General features: G+C 34.8%; 16 protein-coding genes. 11 read left to right on the top strand and 5 right to left on the bottom strand.

The annotated features are described in order from the left end of the window. Positions 1–77: 77 nt before the first annotated feature. Positions 78–1,466 carry a hypothetical protein gene (locus UABHE_RS01450; protein WP_372368381.1) on the top strand — a complete coding sequence of 463 codons (1,389 nt, stop codon included), beginning with the start codon at positions 78–80 and terminating at the stop codon, positions 1,464–1,466. A 240-nt stretch (positions 1,467–1,706) separates the two neighbouring features. Here the strand turns inward: UABHE_RS01450 and UABHE_RS01445 are convergent, their stop codons facing one another. Together UABHE_RS01445 and UABHE_RS01440 are read right to left on the bottom strand one after the other, a co-directional pair. Beyond that, positions 1,707–2,768: an SPFH domain-containing protein gene (locus UABHE_RS01445; protein WP_372368380.1), complete on the bottom strand. Its 1,062-nt coding sequence runs from the start codon at positions 2,766–2,768 to the stop codon at positions 1,707–1,709. Then, positions 2,768–3,862 carry an SPFH domain-containing protein gene (locus tag UABHE_RS01440; RefSeq protein WP_372368379.1) on the bottom strand — a complete coding sequence of 365 codons (1,095 nt, stop codon included), beginning with the start codon at positions 3,860–3,862 and terminating at the stop codon, positions 2,768–2,770. The genes UABHE_RS01445 and UABHE_RS01440 overlap by 1 nt, the downstream gene beginning before the upstream one ends. 399 nt (positions 3,863–4,261) lie before the next feature. Here UABHE_RS01440 and ribA point away from each other — a divergent pair, with 399 nt between their 5' ends. The 7 genes from ribA (at position 4,262) to UABHE_RS01405 (ending at position 9,954) form a co-directional block, all read left to right on the top strand. After that, positions 4,262–4,846 carry a GTP cyclohydrolase II gene (gene ribA / locus UABHE_RS01435; RefSeq protein WP_372368378.1) on the top strand — a complete coding sequence of 195 codons (585 nt, stop codon included), beginning with the start codon at positions 4,262–4,264 and terminating at the stop codon, positions 4,844–4,846. Positions 4,847–4,849: 3 nt separating this feature from the next. Beyond that, positions 4,850–5,806 (top strand): RibD family protein, encoded by a 957-nt coding sequence (locus tag UABHE_RS01430; protein WP_372368377.1) that lies wholly within the window; start codon positions 4,850–4,852, stop codon positions 5,804–5,806. Further along, on the top strand, positions 5,803–6,771 hold the full coding sequence (locus UABHE_RS01425) for a zinc-binding alcohol dehydrogenase (RefSeq protein WP_372368376.1): 969 nt from the start codon (positions 5,803–5,805) through the stop codon (positions 6,769–6,771). Before UABHE_RS01430 ends, UABHE_RS01425 begins: the two co-directional genes overlap by 4 nt. A gap of 531 nt (positions 6,772–7,302) precedes the next feature. Further along, positions 7,303–7,680, top strand: coding sequence for a 6-pyruvoyl tetrahydropterin synthase family protein (locus UABHE_RS01420; protein ID WP_372368375.1), 378 nt, complete (start codon positions 7,303–7,305; stop codon positions 7,678–7,680). Continuing rightward, a complete protein-coding gene (locus UABHE_RS01415; RefSeq protein WP_372368374.1) occupies positions 7,681–8,709 on the top strand; it encodes a glycosyltransferase in 1,029 nt (342 codons plus the stop codon). Then, on the top strand, positions 8,696–9,457 hold the full coding sequence (locus tag UABHE_RS01410) for a class I SAM-dependent methyltransferase (protein WP_372368373.1): 762 nt from the start codon (positions 8,696–8,698) through the stop codon (positions 9,455–9,457). Before UABHE_RS01415 ends, UABHE_RS01410 begins: the two co-directional genes overlap by 14 nt. An 8-nt stretch (positions 9,458–9,465) precedes the next feature. Continuing rightward, complete coding sequence (locus UABHE_RS01405) at positions 9,466–9,954, top strand: CAP domain-containing protein (RefSeq protein WP_372368372.1); 489 nt, start codon at positions 9,466–9,468, stop codon at positions 9,952–9,954. Between the two features lie 215 nt (positions 9,955–10,169). On the opposite strand, the gene UABHE_RS01400 is transcribed toward UABHE_RS01405, so the two are convergent. The 3 genes from UABHE_RS01400 to mvk are packed head-to-tail and all read right to left on the bottom strand — an operon-like array spanning position 10,170 to position 13,616. Continuing rightward, positions 10,170–11,207, bottom strand: a complete 1,038-nt coding sequence (locus tag UABHE_RS01400) for a transporter substrate-binding domain-containing protein (RefSeq protein WP_372368371.1) — start codon at positions 11,205–11,207, stop codon at positions 10,170–10,172. 20 nt (positions 11,208–11,227) lie between these two features. Next, positions 11,228–12,658 carry a hypothetical protein gene (locus tag UABHE_RS01395; protein WP_372368370.1) on the bottom strand — a complete coding sequence of 477 codons (1,431 nt, stop codon included), beginning with the start codon at positions 12,656–12,658 and terminating at the stop codon, positions 11,228–11,230. Between the two features lie 16 nt (positions 12,659–12,674). After that, positions 12,675–13,616: a mevalonate kinase gene (mvk, locus tag UABHE_RS01390; protein WP_372368369.1), complete on the bottom strand. Its 942-nt coding sequence runs from the start codon at positions 13,614–13,616 to the stop codon at positions 12,675–12,677. Between the two features lie 23 nt (positions 13,617–13,639). On the opposite strand from mvk, the gene UABHE_RS01385 reads away from it, so the two are divergent. From UABHE_RS01385 to UABHE_RS01375, 3 genes are all read left to right on the top strand, one after another. Then, the gene (locus UABHE_RS01385) at positions 13,640–14,227 is read left to right on the top strand and encodes a nucleoside triphosphate pyrophosphatase (protein ID WP_372368368.1); all 588 of its coding nucleotides are present in this window, start codon (positions 13,640–13,642) and stop codon (positions 14,225–14,227) included. Positions 14,228–14,448: 221 nt separating this feature from the next. Beyond that, positions 14,449–16,146 carry a membrane dipeptidase gene (locus UABHE_RS01380; RefSeq protein ID WP_372368367.1) on the top strand — a complete coding sequence of 566 codons (1,698 nt, stop codon included), beginning with the start codon at positions 14,449–14,451 and terminating at the stop codon, positions 16,144–16,146. A gap of 222 nt (positions 16,147–16,368) precedes the next feature. Further along, positions 16,369–17,691, top strand: coding sequence for a BamA/TamA family outer membrane protein (locus tag UABHE_RS01375; protein WP_372368366.1), 1,323 nt, complete (start codon positions 16,369–16,371; stop codon positions 17,689–17,691). Positions 17,692–17,701: the final 10 nt, after the last annotated feature.

Raw genomic sequence — 17,701 nt, 5'->3', positions numbered from 1 at the left:
CACCATTAATAACTTTCTGACTTCCAATTCCTAACTGCTCTTTAAATACCAACATTAAAATATTGACGGATAAGAAAATGAATAAAAAAATAGCTATAACAACAACAATACTACTATTTATTATAAATACTTTTGTATGGATTATTCCCAGTAATGTTATACGAATGATTGCAATAAAAAAAACTGTATTACTCGGTCACTACTCTGTTGCAAGACTTACTGGAAATATTGCTATTTTCGCTGTTTCTATTATTATCTTGTATATTGTTTGGGCAAATACACGTAAAATGTTTAAAAAGCGCTGTTTTCGTGTATGTGCTGTTCTATTAGCACTAATTCCAACTATTGTTCTTCTCGACTTCTCACTAAGACTTTTATCCTCAAAACGATATGTTGGAAATAATCAAAACTACCATAGACCGCCTAATTATACTTATTCTGGTATCTACAAAGATATCCCGTTACAGAAAAAAAGCTACTCACGTATAGAAAAAGGTTATCCTGAGTTTCCATACACAATGACCATCGACAACAAAGGCTTTCGCAATTCCAATAATTTAAAACATTGCGATATAGTTCTTGTTGGAGATTCATTCACTGAAGGACCTGAAGTTTCTGATAATCAAGTTTGGGGAAAACTATTAGAAAAAAAAGTAGGAAAAGTATTATGTAACTTAGGAATGGCTGGATCCGACCCTTTAAATTATCTAATTACATTTGAAAAATATGCTTTGGAACTAAAGCCTAAAATCGCCATATGCACAATATATGAAGGCAATGATTTCCGCCGCACTCAAATTTTTTCTGATCATAAAGAAACAATTTCACTCTCTAAACGCATGAAACTTATATTTAAAACATCTCCTATCCGCAACTATATTAAGAGTTTCTTAATTGCATACACAGAAACAAACACAGGGAAAACTAGTAGCAATGCCATAGACTGGCTACCTTTAGAGTACCCTGCAAACAGCAAAGTTTACCACTCATTTCCTGTCAAACGAATAATGCAACACTATGTACCATACGAAAAACTGCAAAACTCTTCTGCATGGAAAAACGTACAATCTGCACTCACCAAAATACAGGATTTATGTAACAAAAAGAACATACGTCTTATTCTTATTTTTGCTCCGACAAAACCTCATGTAGTGCTACCAGTGATGCAAAAAGAAATATCCAAAACAGATTTTCACGACTTCTGTATGTTGTACAAAAGAAAAATGCGAAAAAAATTATCGGACAACGATTTTTTTGAAAAAGTATTGCAACGTTTAAAGTATAAAGAACAACTAATCAGAGATTTCTGCGATAAAAACAAAATAGAATTTGTTTCTTTGACTAATATTTTACAAAAGAAGGTGAAAGTTGGCGAACAAATGTACTTTACTTATGACCAACACTGGACACCATTAGGGCATGTTGTTGTAGCAAATTTTATATATCAGTACTTACAAAGTAAGTAGGCATATAACTATTCTATGCAAAACCCAACTGTTGAATTCAGAAATTACAATAGAGGCTAAGCTTGATAACTGTTGACTTAAGAAATTTTTTACCGTTAACAATAAATGCGAAATAAGGTATTATTCAATAGAAACAAAGACTAGGAGGACGAAGCTCAGCTTCACTTCCTAGCCTTTGCCTCTATCGAATAATACTTTAATTTGAATAACGCTTTATTCCGTATTCAATAGAGGCAATAACTATTCTTTGTCTTTTGTAAAATCAGCACCGACCATCTTCAAAAATTGTTCTGTATCAAATGGATTTACTTGATTAGTATTGATTTCAATTTTACCAATGCGAATATTTTCTACAAATTTGCGACTCAGCAACATTTTACCACCAAAACTTTGGTAAGATTCATTGATCGCTTTCTGTCCTGTAGCTCGCGCAATTTCTTTCATTTTTTCAGCGTTAGCAATGGACTCTCTTTTTGAGCGCATTGCAATCGCAAGTCGCGTTTTTACTTTTAAACTCGCATCCGCAACAATTTCTGCCACTTTTCTTTCATTTTCAGAAACTTTGGTTTTAATTTCTTGGCGCATTCCTTCGTTTATAGCGAGTACATCTGCAGCCGTTTTCTTTTCAATTAGCTCAGTTTTTTCTTTTTCTTCTTCGCGATTTTTCTCACTTTTTGCAAGTAAAGTACGTTGATCTAACAACTGTTTGTTGATCAGTTGCGTTTCGAAACGCGGATCAAACACAACCTTACGAATAAGTAAATTTTCTGCCATCAACATACCTTTTTTGTCTTCGGTCATCTTTGCCAATTCTTTATTTATATAAAGAATTGTTCGATTTGAATACTCAATACGCTTTGCCGAGGAATAAAAATCTTCTGTTTTCATTTTTCCCATTACCCGCCAAATTGCATCGCGAGCAATTTGACCAAAACGATGAGTAAAAGCATATGCTGGCCCCATTTTAGTCAGTACTTCCCATGCTTTTCCTTTACGAATGCGAAAAAAAATAGTGAGATCTACTTGAGTAGTGTACTGATCACTTGTTCTCAATTTTAAAGGGCCTTCTCCTCGCTCAGAGGCAAAAGTAAGTTCTTGAAGTGTAGGATCTAGCATATCCAATTTGTGAATACCAGGTATAATAATACGCATTCCTGGTTTTAAGTCTAGTTTCTCAACCCCTTGGCCAAGCATATTACTACGCACACCGACTTTGTCAAGCGGTACAATTTCTACGCAAATCATAAAGAATAGCATTACAATGATAAAAGCAGATATTACAATGGTAGGTAAGTATTTCATTATTTTTTCTCCTGTGCGCCTATTATTTTTTCCATTTTAAAGCGATCAATATTTGTCGACAAACTATACGGTCTTCCTTCGAGAATAACTCCACGAAATTTTTCGGCAAGTGCTTCCCGTACGAGAGCCTGTCCACCTTTTTCATACGCTTCTGATAATTTCTTAATTGCTTCTGCTTTTGCCAGACCTTCTATTAAGATAGCTTCCGACTCATTTTTCCCTTCAACAAGAGCCTGCTCACCTTGTTTTTCTAAAGTGTAACCTTCAGCTTCTGCTTTTTCTAACATTTGCTTAGCTTTTTCGACGACAACGATAATTTTTGCGACTAATTCTCCTTCTGCTTTACGAATAGCTACTTTTTTAATACGAGTTGCCTCTGCAACTTTTTTGTATTGCTCTTGCTGAGCAGTAATCTGTGCTGATCTCTGATTGCGCACTTCCTGATCTGCTTCTTTACGCTTTTTGATCATCATTTCATAATCAGAATTGAATTTGGGATTAGTAGCAGTAATCAAGCTAACTGTAATTCCGTACTTGACAAGACTCTCATTCATTTTCGTTTTAGATTCATCCAATTTACCATCGCGATTACTCGGGTTTGCAATTTCTGTTACAGAAAGCGTTCCAAGTGTATCTCGTATAATACTACGTGTATAAGCGCGTACCAAACCTTGTTTGTAGCGATCTCCGCGCCCAATAATTTTGATTATTTTTTGTACTTCAGCAGGTATAACCTGATACTGTACTTCAACATTCATCGTTACGTTAGAACCATCATTGGTTTTTATTTGTACGCCGTCATGTCCTTGCATACGAATTGGTTGCTGTGTTTTATCTAGTTTGTATACTTTGGTCATACCAAAAGGAAGATGTACAATTGTTCCGTTAGTAACCTTTGGAGTAGCTGTTCCAGTAATATTATTCATAATAAGCGCTACTTCTCCAGGCTTTACAATTGTAATTCCCGTAAATGCTATTGCCAAAGCAAAACCAATAAGTAATACGAAAACAATACCTGTGCCTGTTAGTAATGGGGAAATATCTTTTAGGCTTGGTTGGTATTGAGGAGTTTGATTATGTCTCCTGTCTGTCATTTTATTGCCTTTCTTGTAAAGAATATATGCTATTTCGATATGTTGAATATTGATTTGATTAATTATATACGTACTTGCGCTAAATTTTGCAGGAAATTTTTATAAAAATCATTAAGGTATGCCGACATTTAGGTTTTATATAATATGTGATATTTTGGGGAATAGCAAGGTACTTTGAAGGGCCTATTCATGCTTTGCAATTGAAAAGTAACAAAGATAACCTCCAAAAGAGTCAAATTACAAGGAAGATAAATGTCGCACACCCTAGTTTCTAACCAAAAGTTTAATTGATTACAACATTTTTCCTAGTACCTTATGTATTTTTTCTTGCTTTTCTCAATAAAAACAATATTTTATATGAAACATATCACATACTAAATCAATGAGCGGAACAGAACTATGATTTCGAAAATTGTAACAACAAGGATTCCAACAGACTATGGTCAATTTAATCTCCATTTATATCAAGATGAATCTACTAAAGAACACCTCGCACTTTCTATAGGAGAAAAACATTTTTCGCAAAATCCAATTGTTCGCATTCACTCTGAGTGTTTGACCGGTGATCTATTTACATCAAGGCGATGTGATTGTGGCCAACAACTTCATGCTTCCTTAAAAATGATGGGAGAAGAAGGCAGTGGTGTTCTCATTTATTTGCGTCAAGAAGGTAGAGGAATTGGCCTTGTAAACAAATTACGTGCTTACAATCTCCAAGATGACGGGCTTGATACCATAGAGGCCAATATTAAACTAGGCTTTCAATCTGACGAACGTGATTATAAAATAGCCGTACACATTTTAGGTGACCTACAAATAAAAAACATGCGTCTAATCACCAACAACCCAAAAAAACTAGAACAATTTACTCAATCACCTATTACCGTTACTGAACGAGTAGCATTAAATTTAAAATCGTACAATGATAACATCGACTATCTAAAAACCAAACGAGATCGCATGGGGCATTTCTTGGATTTGTAATGCATGAAAAATGAAATAATAAATAGTTGTTGGATTTGTCTTTCTTTATTACGCCAAAAAGTAAAAGAAACAAGCAATAAAGTCCATACTTGCCATTTACTTTTTGGTAAACAAGGTAGTGAAAATATATTTATTAACGAAGATGCATGTGGAAATGCTACATACAAAGTATCTGTATACATTGGTTCCTCTAGTAATGGAACGTCCTTAAACGAAGTTATTATAGACAATAAGTTAAATTTAACTTGGTCAAAAAATAATATTCCTAACTATATTGCCAATTATTTAACACTGTATCTTCCCTATTGTTTTGCAAATATATATGCAAAACAATACAATATACCGTATACAACAAGTCACACCGCTCAGTCTTTAGATGGTTGTATCGCAACTAACTCAGGGCACTCTAAATGGATTGGAAATAACGAGAATTTAATTCACGCACATCGTATGCGCGCATTGTGCGATGCTGTACTCGTAGGGAAAAATACAGTAACCTACGATCATCCAAAACTAAACGTACGTCATGTTGATGGTAATTGCCCAACTAGAGTAATTGTTGGTGGTGATAAAAATTTAGATTTTTCCAGTTTAATAGATGCTGACACCAATACAATTATCCACGCCACAACACAACCGTATGCCCATTCAATTTTGAATATAATAGAATTAACCAAAATAAATGGGCAAATTTCTTTAAATCACTTGCTAAAAAAACTATATTATGACTTTGCTATTCATTCAATTTATATAGAAGGAGGGGCAAAACTTATCTCTTCTTTCGCACAAAATAACCTTCTCAATGTTATGCAAATTCACATTTCACCGATGTTAATCGGGAATGGTATGCGAGTGGCTAGCTCAGAAACAATAGATAACATCAAAGACGCACAGCGATTTACTAATGGAAAATTTTTCTCAATGGCTAATGAAGTAATGTTTGTTGGAGTTCCCAAGTGACAATAGCCAAAGCATTGTGGTTCACTAAACCAAAAAGCGCAACTCTACAACAACAAAAACTACCTGATTTACCTTCTGGTTTTTGTAGAGTTCAAACAACCTATTCAAATATCAGTCCAGGAACAGAAAAAACCGTATTTGGCGGCCAAATTCCAATATCCATGTACAAACAAATGCGTTGTCCATACATGGAAGGCGAATTTAGTTTTCCAGTAAAATACGGCTACTCTATTGTAGGAAAAGTAATTTCAGGTACAGAGTGTTTACTAGGCTCCACAGTTCACGCCTTGCATCCTCATCAAAATATTTGCGACATAGCTACAGAACATTTGCACATAGTACCAAAAGATATTCCTGACTGCCGCGCATCATTAGCAAGTAACATGGAAACTGCAGTAACAGCTATTTGGGATGGAGACGTTGCAATTGGTGATAAGATATTAATTGTAGGATTTGGTATCATTGGCTCTTTGATAGCCAGAGTTGCAAGCTCAATACCCGGAGTTTCAGTAGATGTTTACGACATATGCCCGAAAAAACAAGCATTAGCACGTCAAATAGGTTTCCAAGTCATAGATAAACCAAAAGTTTATGATATAAGTTTTCACTGCAGTGCCTCAAGTTCTGGCTTACAAACAGCTATTGATTCTGTCAATTTTGAGGGACGCGTAATAGAACTAAGTTGGTATGGGACTAAAAATATTTCGGTAAACCTAGGAACAACTTTTCACTCGATGCGTAAAAGAATTATTTGTTCCCAAGTATCAAATATACCAAGCAAAAAACAAAAAAACTGGTCTTATAAAAAGCGTAAAGACCTAGTTTTTTCATTATTGAAAAATCCAATTTTTGATTCCCATATTACTACAAAAATATCATTTGAAAATTTAGCACAACAATTTGAAGATATTGAAAATCATACCCAAAATAATTTAGCCTATCTCGTAGACTATACAAGTAAATAGACTAATATGTAAACCTAACTAAAAGCTTTGGAATCGATCTCATGTAAAGTTTCGCGTCAGACTCAATTTTTCGTGTCAGACTCAATTTTTCGTATCAGACTCAATTTTTCGTGCCAGACTCAATTTTTCGTGTCAGACTCAATTTTTCGTGTCAGACTCAATTTTTCGTGTCAGACTCAATTTTTCGTGTCAGACTCAATTTTTCGTGTCAGACTCAATTTTTCGTGTCAGACTCAATTTTTCGTGTTCAATTTTTCGTGTCAGACTCAATTTTTCGTGTCAGACTCAATTTTTCGTGTCAGACTCAATTTTTCGTGTCAGACTCAATTTTTCGTGTCAGACTCAATTTTTCGTGTCAGACTCAATTTTTCGTGTTCAATTTTTCGTGTCAGACTCAATTTTTCGTGTCAGACTCAATTTTTCGTGTCAGACTCAATTTTTCGTGTCAGACTCAATTTTTCGTGTCAGACTCAATTTTTCGTGTCAGACTCAATTTTTCGTGTCAGACTCAATTTTGTAAAGGAATATAATATGTTTAGTGTTGGTGTCAGAGAGCATATATTGATTGCTCATTCATTAAAAGGGGATATTTTTGGCCCCGCGCAAAATATGCATGGATGTACTTATGTTGTCGATGTAGAGTTTATTGCGGAAAAACTAGATGAAAACGGCATTGTAATTGATATGGGAATAGCAGGACAAATAGTGAAAGATGTTTTGCAAGAGATAAACTACCAAAATTTAGATGAAATTGAAAAATTCAAAGGCAAAAACACAACCACGGAGTTTTTGGCGCAACACATTTTCAAACAGGTCGGAGATAAATTAAACGATTCTTTAGTTACTTCTTTAAAAGTAACGCTAAATGAATCACATACTGCTTGGGCCTCTTTCAGTGGAAATGTCTAGATGGCGATCTCTTTTGTTATACCAGGATCTATTCATCAACTGACAGGTGGTTATATCTATGACAAAAAAATCACTTGTGGTCTAAAGCAATTAAACTGTCAAGTAGACATCGTAGAATTATCTGGAAACTTCCCTTTTGTAAATAAAGAGATGTACATCCCACAACAACTTTTCGAGACAGACTTAACAGTGATTGATGGTCTAGCATTACCAGCATTTGTTTCTTATCAATCGCAATCGTATCTTGCACTAATTCATCATCCTTTGTGTAAAGAAAAAGGGCTAACCTTTGCGCAAAAGGAATATCTATTCTCTATAGAAAAAACAATGTTACACAAAGCAAAACACATTATTGTGACTAGCGATTTTACACGCTGTGAGCTTGACAAGCTATACAACATAAAACCCGAAAACATATCTGTAGTTTGTCCAGGAAATGAAGAAAAAATCCTGGTGCCTCTATCCTTAAAACAAGAAAAAATTCAATTGTTATGTGTTGCAACTATTACTCAAAGAAAAGGTCACGATATACTGATTAAGGCTTTAAATGATATACGAGATCTACCTTGGCATTTGACATGCGTGGGCAGTTTAAATCGCGATCTAACGACAGTACATAATCTAAAAAAATTGATCGAGCAATATAACTTAAATGAAAAAGTAACTCTAAAAGGCGAATTAGAAAGTAAAGAACTAGAAAAACAATACTACCAAGCAGATATTTTTGTACTAGCATCTCACTACGAAGGTTACGGAATGGCTTTAACAGAAGCAGTTAACTATGGGTTGCCTATCATTTCTACGACAGGAGGAGCAATTCCTCATGTCCTAGGTGACAATGCTTTCCTTGTCCCTCCAAATAACCAACAACAGTTAGCACTAGCGTTACAACAAGTAATCACATCGTCTAAAATTCGTAGTTCTCTTCAGGAAAAATCATTAAAAAGGCGTCGTTCTCTGCCTTCCTGGGAAGAGTCATCGGCAAAATTTAAACACATTTTACAAAAGGAATGCAATGTCGTTTTCTGAAGGATGGTTATCTGAGCGCGAAGCATTTGACAATAACGCGCGTAACAACTGCATCGAAAAAAACGCTCTACAGTATTTTTCTACACCAATTAATATTATGGACATAGGAACAGGAACAGGCAACAATTTCATATATTATCGCAAAAAATTTGTAAACGATTCGTGGACTCTTGTGGACAATGACTCTAATTTACTCGAAATTTGCCGTTCAAAGTCTTTCAGTGATGTAAAAACTCAGCAACATTCAGTTCATGATATAAATAGTTTTAACAACATAAACCTAATTACAGCCAATGCGGTATTCGACTTATTCTCTCTTGAACAATTTACAAATTTTGCCAAAAAAATATCACTTAGTAAAACATCATTATTAACTACATTAAATTACAAATCGATGAGTTTTACCCCACAACTTCCAGAAGATCACACATACATAAAATTATATGAAGAGCACATGATCCGTCAGCAAAGTTTTGGTTGCGCAATGGGGGCAAAGTGCACAGAAAAAATAGTGGATGTATTGCTAAATACATTTTGTTATAATATTCATATTGGTAATAGTAATTGGGTAATCAACTACTCTCATCAAAATATGGTTCACTATATTTTGGAATTCATGTATCATGCCATTAACGAAACAACAGATAAATTTGCACTCAAAAAATGGATTCAAAATAAGCAAATAATGTTTCAAAAAAAATCTGTAGTTTTAAATATATCTCATTCAGATATTTTTGCCCACCCATAGGAGTAAAAATGCACTACATTTTCTTTTTTGTCGCAATTACGTTTTGCTCATGTACTAGTTTTTTTACCCCTAGTTTTTATTCTAGTAGTAATATGTATTCTCTTGCTGAATCCATTCTTGCAGAAAGCAATAAGGTACGAAAAACATACAAACTTCCTGTTCTTGTTACAGATGAAAAGCTAAGAAAGATCGCTGAAAATTATAGTAAATATATGGCAGAAAAAGATTTTTTTTCTCACACCGACCCGCAAAACAGAAAATTAAGCCGCCGTTTATCTCTTTCAGGAGTTAAATTTCTATTAGCAGCAGAAAACTTAGCACTTATCAGCAAAGGAAATTTTGTAGCAAATGAAGTTATTCAAGCTTGGCTAGAAAGTAAAGACCATCGTTTAAACTTACTTGACAAAAAATTCATAAAAACAGGTATTGGGGTAGTGGCAAATAGTAAAGGGCACTACTATATTACTCATATTTTTTTACAACCCACATCAAGATAAGGCTAACTTAACCAGTTACTTATAAATTTAATGCTCGTAGCACGTCGTAGTTCAAACCTCATCAGACGTAGTTGTGACACATAATATAAAGCAAGGTAATGCGGTGCATATGGAACATCACTCTGCAACTACGAACCTCACTATCAAATTGCACATCATTTTTTATACTAAACAAACATGTTATTACCTCTATAGCTAAATATTTCCTAGGTATTTTATTCTCGTTTTCCAAACCATTTTAGTATTAATTTGCTATACAATTCACTTTCCATAATCTCCAAAAGACGGATATTGACTTTTTTGCGTAATGGGCTTGCAATTGGAAAAGATATTGCGTAAGCGGAAGGAAAAAAAATTCCTTCAATCAATTTTAAATTCGGTTGAGTATTCTCTTTCATATAATATTTTAAAATAGGCATGTCGTGGACCACAACTTTAACTTTTCCCAATTCTAACATTTCTAAAGCTGAATCCAGAGATTCGGTGCGTAAGAGGCTTGTGTGTATTCTAGCCATATATTTTTCTGCTGTTGTTTCTTTGACAACAGCAACAGGAAATGACATTGTGTCGTGAATATTTTTGATATCACCATGTATATTACGCACGGTTAATGCCGAAGAAAAAGAAGCAATAAGAAGGCCAAATAAACAAATCCCACTAAAAATAACAAACACAGCCAAAAACCTGCCAGCTCGTGTTTTAGGAGAAAAGTCACCATAACCAACAGTCGACATGGTTACAATTGTCCACCAAGCTCCCTGAGCAATTCCTGAAAGCCAAGTAGGAATAAAAGTTTTTTCCTTTCGTTCTAGGAACCATATCAAATTCGCGATAACAATAACATAAATGCCTAACGAAATCAGAAGAATGAAAGTTTCTTGTGAAAAAATCAATTTCCATTTTGCTGATCGTTCTTCGCGAACTAACACACCTAAACCACTATAATAAAACGGTTGAGAAAACTCCATACGCGCTTCGCGCTCAAATGTGACAGTTGTAGCTGCAATTCCCAAATCAACATTTTGTTCTTCTACTGCTGTCAAATGGTCAGACATTCCTTGATCTACGCGATAAGCAATCTTTATATCTTTATCAATACTCTTTATTATTTCTTCAATTAAATCAATAGAAAATCCTTGCGGCTTTGTTTCTGATAAAATAACAAATGGTGGCGCTGATTTTATACCGATAGTGAGGGAATTTTCTGCTACCGCTAGGCACAACAATAAAAATAAGAAAATAAATTTTTGCATTTTGAATCCTATGCTCTGGTCTACTTGTTTTGTAAACAGACATTCATATAAAAATCGACAAGAATTTGAAAATCTTTATGTTCTTCTATAGGAAGCATTTTTTGTATATGTGGAATTTCTTTTTCTAGTACATACGCTTTTTCATCAAAAATTCCAAGTAAAAAACGTGAAAAGAAATCATTCTTTACTGCTTGTTTTCCGAATTTAAGAGCGCGTTTTTTCAAAGCTATTTTCTGTGCATATTGCAAAAGTATTTCTAGACTTTGCTGTTCTTCTTTGTTTAGTGAGTAACTACATTCTTTTCTAGCAAAGGTGCTAACTTGTTTTTCATTTTCTTCTAGGATGGGTAATTGCAAAGAATATATTTCTGGTACTTCTTTACTGAAGTAATGTTCTACTTTTATACAAAATAGCAATAGAGCATTTTCTAACTCTGTAGATTGCTTTTTTTTCTGTAAACTACTTATATTAGTTACCATTACCTTGCGCTGCGCTTCTAGAGAAGCTATCTTTTTACTTATTTCAGCGATTTTTTGCTTTTGCTTTTTAATTTTTTTCGAAAAAACGGTCATAATTTTTTTCAAAAAATTCTGTTTCTTACGCTCTTTTTCTAATTTTTCTAATTGGAATTGCGCAAGTGCTTCGTTTGCGTGTTCTTTATTAATCAATGACTGATGGTCTTTTAATTGTTCTTCTTCGTTATTCAACATTTCTTGATTTTTTTGATTTTCTGTATTCAATAAATCAACGTGTAATCGTATATTTTTTATAGTTTTTTGTAACGAGAATAAGCCTTTTTTAACACTACCTGGCAACTCTAAAGAGAGGTTTCCTTTATACAAACGTTGCTGGAATTCACTTTGTGATAAAATTAAAATCTTATCACGTTGTAAATAAACAGTTATAGTTAAAAACACAATCGTCAACAAACAAACAAGTAAAAAACTGCTTTTCGATTTTGTAGGACCCACACCATACCACTTTCGAAAAAGTAGGAAGGTCCGTTGTTTCTCCGTATCACTATACAAACAATCGCAAATAACTCGTATTTGTTCTTGTCCCAGACGCGCTAATTTCTCTTCGCCAACATCATCCCCAACCAGAATTTCCCACTGAATTTCTTTAGGATCTTGTAATAGAGTATTCAAATCATGTACAACTTTACCCTCAATGCAAAATTTGTTATTTTCGATCCCAACTTGCGCAGGAATAACAAGTGTCACTTTAGCATTATGTTTTGCAACCAAAGCCACATACGGCGTTTTACGAGCCAAAACGCTAAATACATGTTCATATTCTCGACAACGTTCCTGTAAAGAACATAACATTTTTTTCACATTGTCAGGCATGTCGTTATTTTTATACTCTAAAAACTTTTTTATTCCATAGCCAGCTGAATTATCAGTAATAGAAACACCTACACTTGCATAAAGAAATTCTATTTGATCCATTACATCATTTCCTTTGTTAACCACAAAGAGCGTAAAAAACTTCAAAACCATGACCCACTAAATATTTTTCTAATTCATTTCTATTAGAAATTAGAATAATTACGCATCCACCACCACCTGCGCCAGTCAACTTTGCTCCCAAGGCTCCATATTCAATGGCTTTTTCACACACAAAATCAATTTCTTCGCAAGATACTTCTAGTTCACGCAAACAACTTTGATTTTGATTGAGTAATTCACCGACAACGTTCATATTATTATTGCCAAAAGCTTCTATAGCTTGTTGAGGAAAACTACCGATTCTTTTCATTATATCATCATAAAAGTTCAAGTTTTTCTCACGCAATCTACGCACTTTAGAAACCATATTTTTAGTATTGCGTTCTCGTTTAGTATTAACAATCATTAAAGAAAGAGGTTGTGGCAAAGAGGGCATCAAAGAGATGGTTAATTTTTGTAAAGGTATTTCTTTATAACTTTCTTGTGGTCGTGGGAATTTATTTGCCTCTCGTAAATAACACATCCCGCCAAAACATGCAATGGTATTGTCAATTCCTGACGGCGTACCATGAAAAATCGTTTCGGCAGCAAAAGCAACCTCGTTTACCTTGGTATTTTCCCAATGTAGCTCATGAAAAGCTAATAACCCACGAATAATAGAAACAGAAGTAGCCGCTGAACTTCCTAAACCAGCTCCCAAAGGAATTTCGGGAAAAAGTTCTATGCGACAATAATCTTTTTTTTGTGGAAAATAAGACAAAATTTTGTTAAATACTTGGCCAAGAACATGATCGTCTTCGTTAGTAATAATTAATGATTCACTTGGCACATACAATTCATAATATTCGTGCGAAGTAACTTTACATCGCACTCCAACATCAATACTTGTTGCCAACGCTGGATAGCCGTAAACAACTGCATGTTCCCCAAACAAAATAATTTTTCCATAACCGCGCATTTTATCCTCAGGATTAATAAACAATGCAAAAAATCAACAAAAAACACCCTATCATACTAGCGTCTAATTCACCTCAACGCAAGAGATTATTGGAGGAGTTCGCGATTTCTTTTACAGTAATTCCAGCGAACATCACCGAAAATATTAATGAAAATTGGACCCCTAAACAAGCCGTTATTGAACTATCTCGGCAAAAGGCCGAAAATGTAATACAACAACATCAAATTTTATTGCAACAAAGAAAATTTTTTGCGGTTTTATCCGCTGACACAATTGTTGTTCTAAACAATAAAATTCTAGGTAAGCCAAAAAACAATAATGAAGCATATGAAATGATCTGGAATTTATCTCGTAGTAAACATCAAGTGGTTACAGGAGTTTGCATTTACTCCTTAGCAAATGGATACTGTTGCGATTGTTTTGTTACAGATATTGAAATGGAACCTATGTCGCAGCAAAAAATACAAGATTATATAAACACTAATAATGTTTTAGAACGTGCTGGAGCTATTGATATCGAAAACATACAAAACATTCGCAAAATTGATGGCGATTTGCATAATGTAATAGGTTTACCAGTTAAGCAAATCTTAAAAAAGTGGTTTGTCTAGAGCTCTTGTAAACAGGAATATATTCATTGACAAAATATAACAACTAACCTAAAATAAATCAACTATTTAGACTATTAGAGCGTGCCACTTCAATTTTCTATATAACTACGCCTAGGCAATAGTCAGATACTTTGAAAGCGTATTGTAACTCTATCCAAAATAGTTAAGTTACAAGAAGAAAGGCACGAAATAAAGATTTCTCAATTTATTAGGGGAGAGTTATGTTATCTACAAAAAAATTCATTATTGCTGCTCTTATTTTTAACCTTTGTTTGTTTGCTGACGAAAATACAGCAACCACTGGTAAAGCAGTAACTGGATTTGCAGATATTCACATTCACCAAATGACAGAATATGCTTTTGGTGGTGGATGGTTGTATGGTTCTCATACTGGTTCACAAGAAGAAGCTTTGTGCGCTTGTAGTGGTATGAATGACCACGGTTATCTTATAGGCGAAGGTTTTTTAGGTATTCACTTAGAACGTACAGGTGGTTATCCTAAATTTAACGGATGGCCACGTTGGGACTCAATTAGTCACCAACAAGTTCATGCTGACTGGTTAAAAAAAGCGCATGAAGAAGGCTTAAACATTATTGTGATGTCTGCAGTAAACTTCGAACCTTTGGCACATGTTATACCCGAAAAACACCGCGTTAAAGAGTGGGGATGCTCTGATATTCCTGCTATTAAACGTCAAATCGAAGCTGCTTGGCGTTTTGACAAAGAGCACGACTGGTATGAAATAGCATTGTCTCCTGCTGATGCTCGCCGCATTATTCATGAAGGAAAATTGGCAGTAGTACTAGCAATCGAAACTTCAGATCCTTTCGGCGATAACGATTTGGTTAAACAACTTGATGAGTACTACGAAATGGGTATTCGTTCTCTTCAACCTGTACATCAACTAAACAATCGTTTTTCTGGTGCAGCACCTCACCATCCGATTTTCTATGTTTTCCAAGCTATTCGCAATATGCTAGATGGTAAAGATAAAAGCGAATTTACAAATATCGTAAAAGAAAATCTTGCCGCGATCTACAGCGCTGGTACTTGGAAAGAATTACCTCCAGCTGTTCGCCAAGCTGCTCAAAAACATATGCGCGGTGAAAACGATTTTGGCTTTAAACAAGATGAAAATGGTATGAATGTAGTTGGTTTATCAGAAGAAGGAAGTACACTGATAAATGAAATGATGAAGCGCAATATGCTCATAGATATTGCTCATATGTCTCAGCGCGCTGTTACAACAACATTTGGCCTTTCAAAAAGCAATAAACACTATCCACTTTTCGTTTCACATGGGCATATCCGCGAAATAATGGCTGGCGCAAAAGGCGAAGAAGAAAAATCTACATCTATCGAGTACGCGCACATCATTGCCTCTACAGGAGGAATGTTTGGACTACGTACAGGTAAAGATGAAACTCTAGGCTACAAAAAATCGCCAGTAAAAAACTGTTGCCATGGTTCGTCTGTTTCTTTTGCACAAATGTACCAATTCGCTTCTCGTGAATTGAACCTACAAGTAGCTTTTGCTAGTGATTTGAACGGTTTCATTACTCAAATACTTCCTAGATTTGATGGTAAAGATGCTTGTTCTGCTAGTGGTTTTAAATTCGAAACAAAACATCAACAGCAATTACAAGGTGATCGTTTTGCAAATGGAGTAGGCAGCGATTTTGATACCAAAGGTTTTGCCCACATTGGTTTAATTGGTGATGTTATTCGCGATTTAAACAATTTGGGAGTAAAGACAAACGACCTTGAAAATTCAGCAGAGAAGTTTATTCAAATGTGGGAAAGATGTTACGACGAAAGCCGCCGTCCTGTTGCCTACAAAGTAGACTTGAGCAAAGTAAAGGACACCATCGAACCATACGAGACGAAAGAACAACGTAAAGAAAAAATCAACAAATAAGAGGTTTGAAAAATAATGTATCACAAAAATTTATTCATCAGCTAGATATTTTAAATGAGCATAGTACAGCTCTGCAATTGAAAAATAACCACTAGTGGATAAAAGAAAAATGGCACATTTCCCAAGCCCTAAGTAAGTTACTGAAGTAGAGAGCACATGCTCTCTACTCCAATAAAAAAATCAAACCTTATGATACCTGGATCTTTCCAGATGGTGCGCCTAATGAAATATATACTTATATTTTTGTTTGCCTTTTCTGTTTTATATGCTCAAAACCAGAGCGAAGAAAACAAACTCCTGCCAGAATTTACTAGCCAAAACCCTGAACTTCTCGTTCCTAAAGAAAATCCCTTTGAATTTGATATAGAGCAAGATTCCGAAAATTTTATAGAAGAATCTGATACTCTTTTGCAAGCAGCAGAAGATGAATCATTTGCCGTTCCACTTCCCATTTTTTCATCTAATCCAAACTTAGGAAATACATATGGCTTTTTACTTGCTGTTATATCAGAAACCAATGGTCACATTGATAGTATTGTGGCCCCTTTGTTAGTTTATAATGAATTTACAGGTGTTTTTCTCGATGTAAATTATTTTGCTTTTCCTACCGAAAATATCCAGTATGTTTTACTATTTTCTCATTCCACAGAAAATTTTTGGACATATCTATTTGAATATCAACACAATGAATTTTATTGCCATGATATGCAGTTAAAAGGTCAAACTATATTTGAAAGAAGTCCAACAGAACGTTTTCATGGAATCGGAGCTGACTCAGAAGAAGACGACGAAACGAGTTTTACTTTAATAAAATTTGAAGCATTCGCTGATTTGCGCAAAGAACTGTGGGAAAACATATTTGGCAGCATTGGTCTTTCTTTTCGCGCATTAAAACCAGGTGATGGAGTGGTTGACGATGTTCCTAGTTTAGAAGACCTATTTCCCGACGAAGAAGGAGTTGATGGGAGCTACACAACATCGCTTAAATGGTCTTTGTCATACGACAGTCGTGACAACCAAATTACCCCAACAATGGGTTCTTATGGCCGCGTATTTTTCGAAGTAGGTCAGGAGCCTATTCTTAGTTCTTTTTCTTTTCGTCGTTATGGAATGGAAGGAAGAACATATTTAGCGTTCGATGATGAACGCAAGTACCTAACTGTAGTTCGCGGTTTAGTACAATTCGTAGACGGTGAAGATCTACCTTTCTACGAGCAGAGTTCTCTTGGAGGTTCAGATACGCTCAGGGGTTACGGTGATGGCCGTTTCTACGACAACCATTTAATTTTATTAAATATTGAAGAGCGTATACGTATGTATCGCTGGCTTATAAGTGGTATTAGTCTCGACATAGAAACAGCTATTTTTACAGATATAGGACAGGTAGCTAACTCTATTAGTGAAATTGTTTCACCTAACGATATTCGTTTTGTATTTGGTGTTGGAGTTCGTTTTGTAGTTCGATCGCAAATTGTTGCCGCTGTGGATATTGGTTACGGTGACGAAGGAAGTGCAATATTTGCCGGACTTGATTATCCTTTCTAAAGAAAGTTAT

It is taken from the genome of Candidatus Uabimicrobium helgolandensis, assembly GCF_041508025.1.
In the GTDB taxonomy this organism is placed as follows: domain Bacteria; phylum Planctomycetota; class Uabimicrobiia; order Uabimicrobiales; family Uabimicrobiaceae; genus Uabimicrobium; species Uabimicrobium helgolandensis.
This window is presented reverse-complemented; position numbering and strand designations above follow the sequence as displayed.

What these genes read in the sequence shown, in the direction of transcription:
- UABHE_RS01450 (WP_372368381.1), top strand. Translation starts at nt 78, where the DNA reads ATGAATAAAAAAATAGCTATAACAACAACAATACTACTATTTATTATA.
- UABHE_RS01445 (WP_372368380.1), bottom strand. Translation starts at nt 2,768, where the DNA reads ATGAAATACTTACCTACCATTGTAATATCTGCTTTTATCATTGTAATG.
- UABHE_RS01440 (WP_372368379.1), bottom strand. Translation starts at nt 3,862, where the DNA reads ATGACAGACAGGAGACATAATCAAACTCCTCAATACCAACCAAGCCTA.
- ribA (WP_372368378.1), top strand. Translation starts at nt 4,262, where the DNA reads ATGATTTCGAAAATTGTAACAACAAGGATTCCAACAGACTATGGTCAA.
- UABHE_RS01430 (WP_372368377.1), top strand. Translation starts at nt 4,850, where the DNA reads ATGAAAAATGAAATAATAAATAGTTGTTGGATTTGTCTTTCTTTATTA.
- UABHE_RS01420 (WP_372368375.1), top strand. Translation starts at nt 7,303, where the DNA reads ATGTTTAGTGTTGGTGTCAGAGAGCATATATTGATTGCTCATTCATTA.
- UABHE_RS01415 (WP_372368374.1), top strand. Translation starts at nt 7,681, where the DNA reads ATGGCGATCTCTTTTGTTATACCAGGATCTATTCATCAACTGACAGGT.
- UABHE_RS01410 (WP_372368373.1), top strand. Translation starts at nt 8,696, where the DNA reads ATGTCGTTTTCTGAAGGATGGTTATCTGAGCGCGAAGCATTTGACAAT.
- UABHE_RS01405 (WP_372368372.1), top strand. Translation starts at nt 9,466, where the DNA reads ATGCACTACATTTTCTTTTTTGTCGCAATTACGTTTTGCTCATGTACT.
- UABHE_RS01400 (WP_372368371.1), bottom strand. Translation starts at nt 11,207, where the DNA reads ATGCAAAAATTTATTTTCTTATTTTTATTGTTGTGCCTAGCGGTAGCA.
- UABHE_RS01395 (WP_372368370.1), bottom strand. Translation starts at nt 12,658, where the DNA reads ATGGATCAAATAGAATTTCTTTATGCAAGTGTAGGTGTTTCTATTACT.
- mvk (WP_372368369.1), bottom strand. Translation starts at nt 13,616, where the DNA reads ATGCGCGGTTATGGAAAAATTATTTTGTTTGGGGAACATGCAGTTGTT.
- UABHE_RS01385 (WP_372368368.1), top strand. Translation starts at nt 13,640, where the DNA reads ATGCAAAAAATCAACAAAAAACACCCTATCATACTAGCGTCTAATTCA.
- UABHE_RS01380 (WP_372368367.1), top strand. Translation starts at nt 14,449, where the DNA reads ATGTTATCTACAAAAAAATTCATTATTGCTGCTCTTATTTTTAACCTT.
- UABHE_RS01375 (WP_372368366.1), top strand. Translation starts at nt 16,369, where the DNA reads ATGAAATATATACTTATATTTTTGTTTGCCTTTTCTGTTTTATATGCT.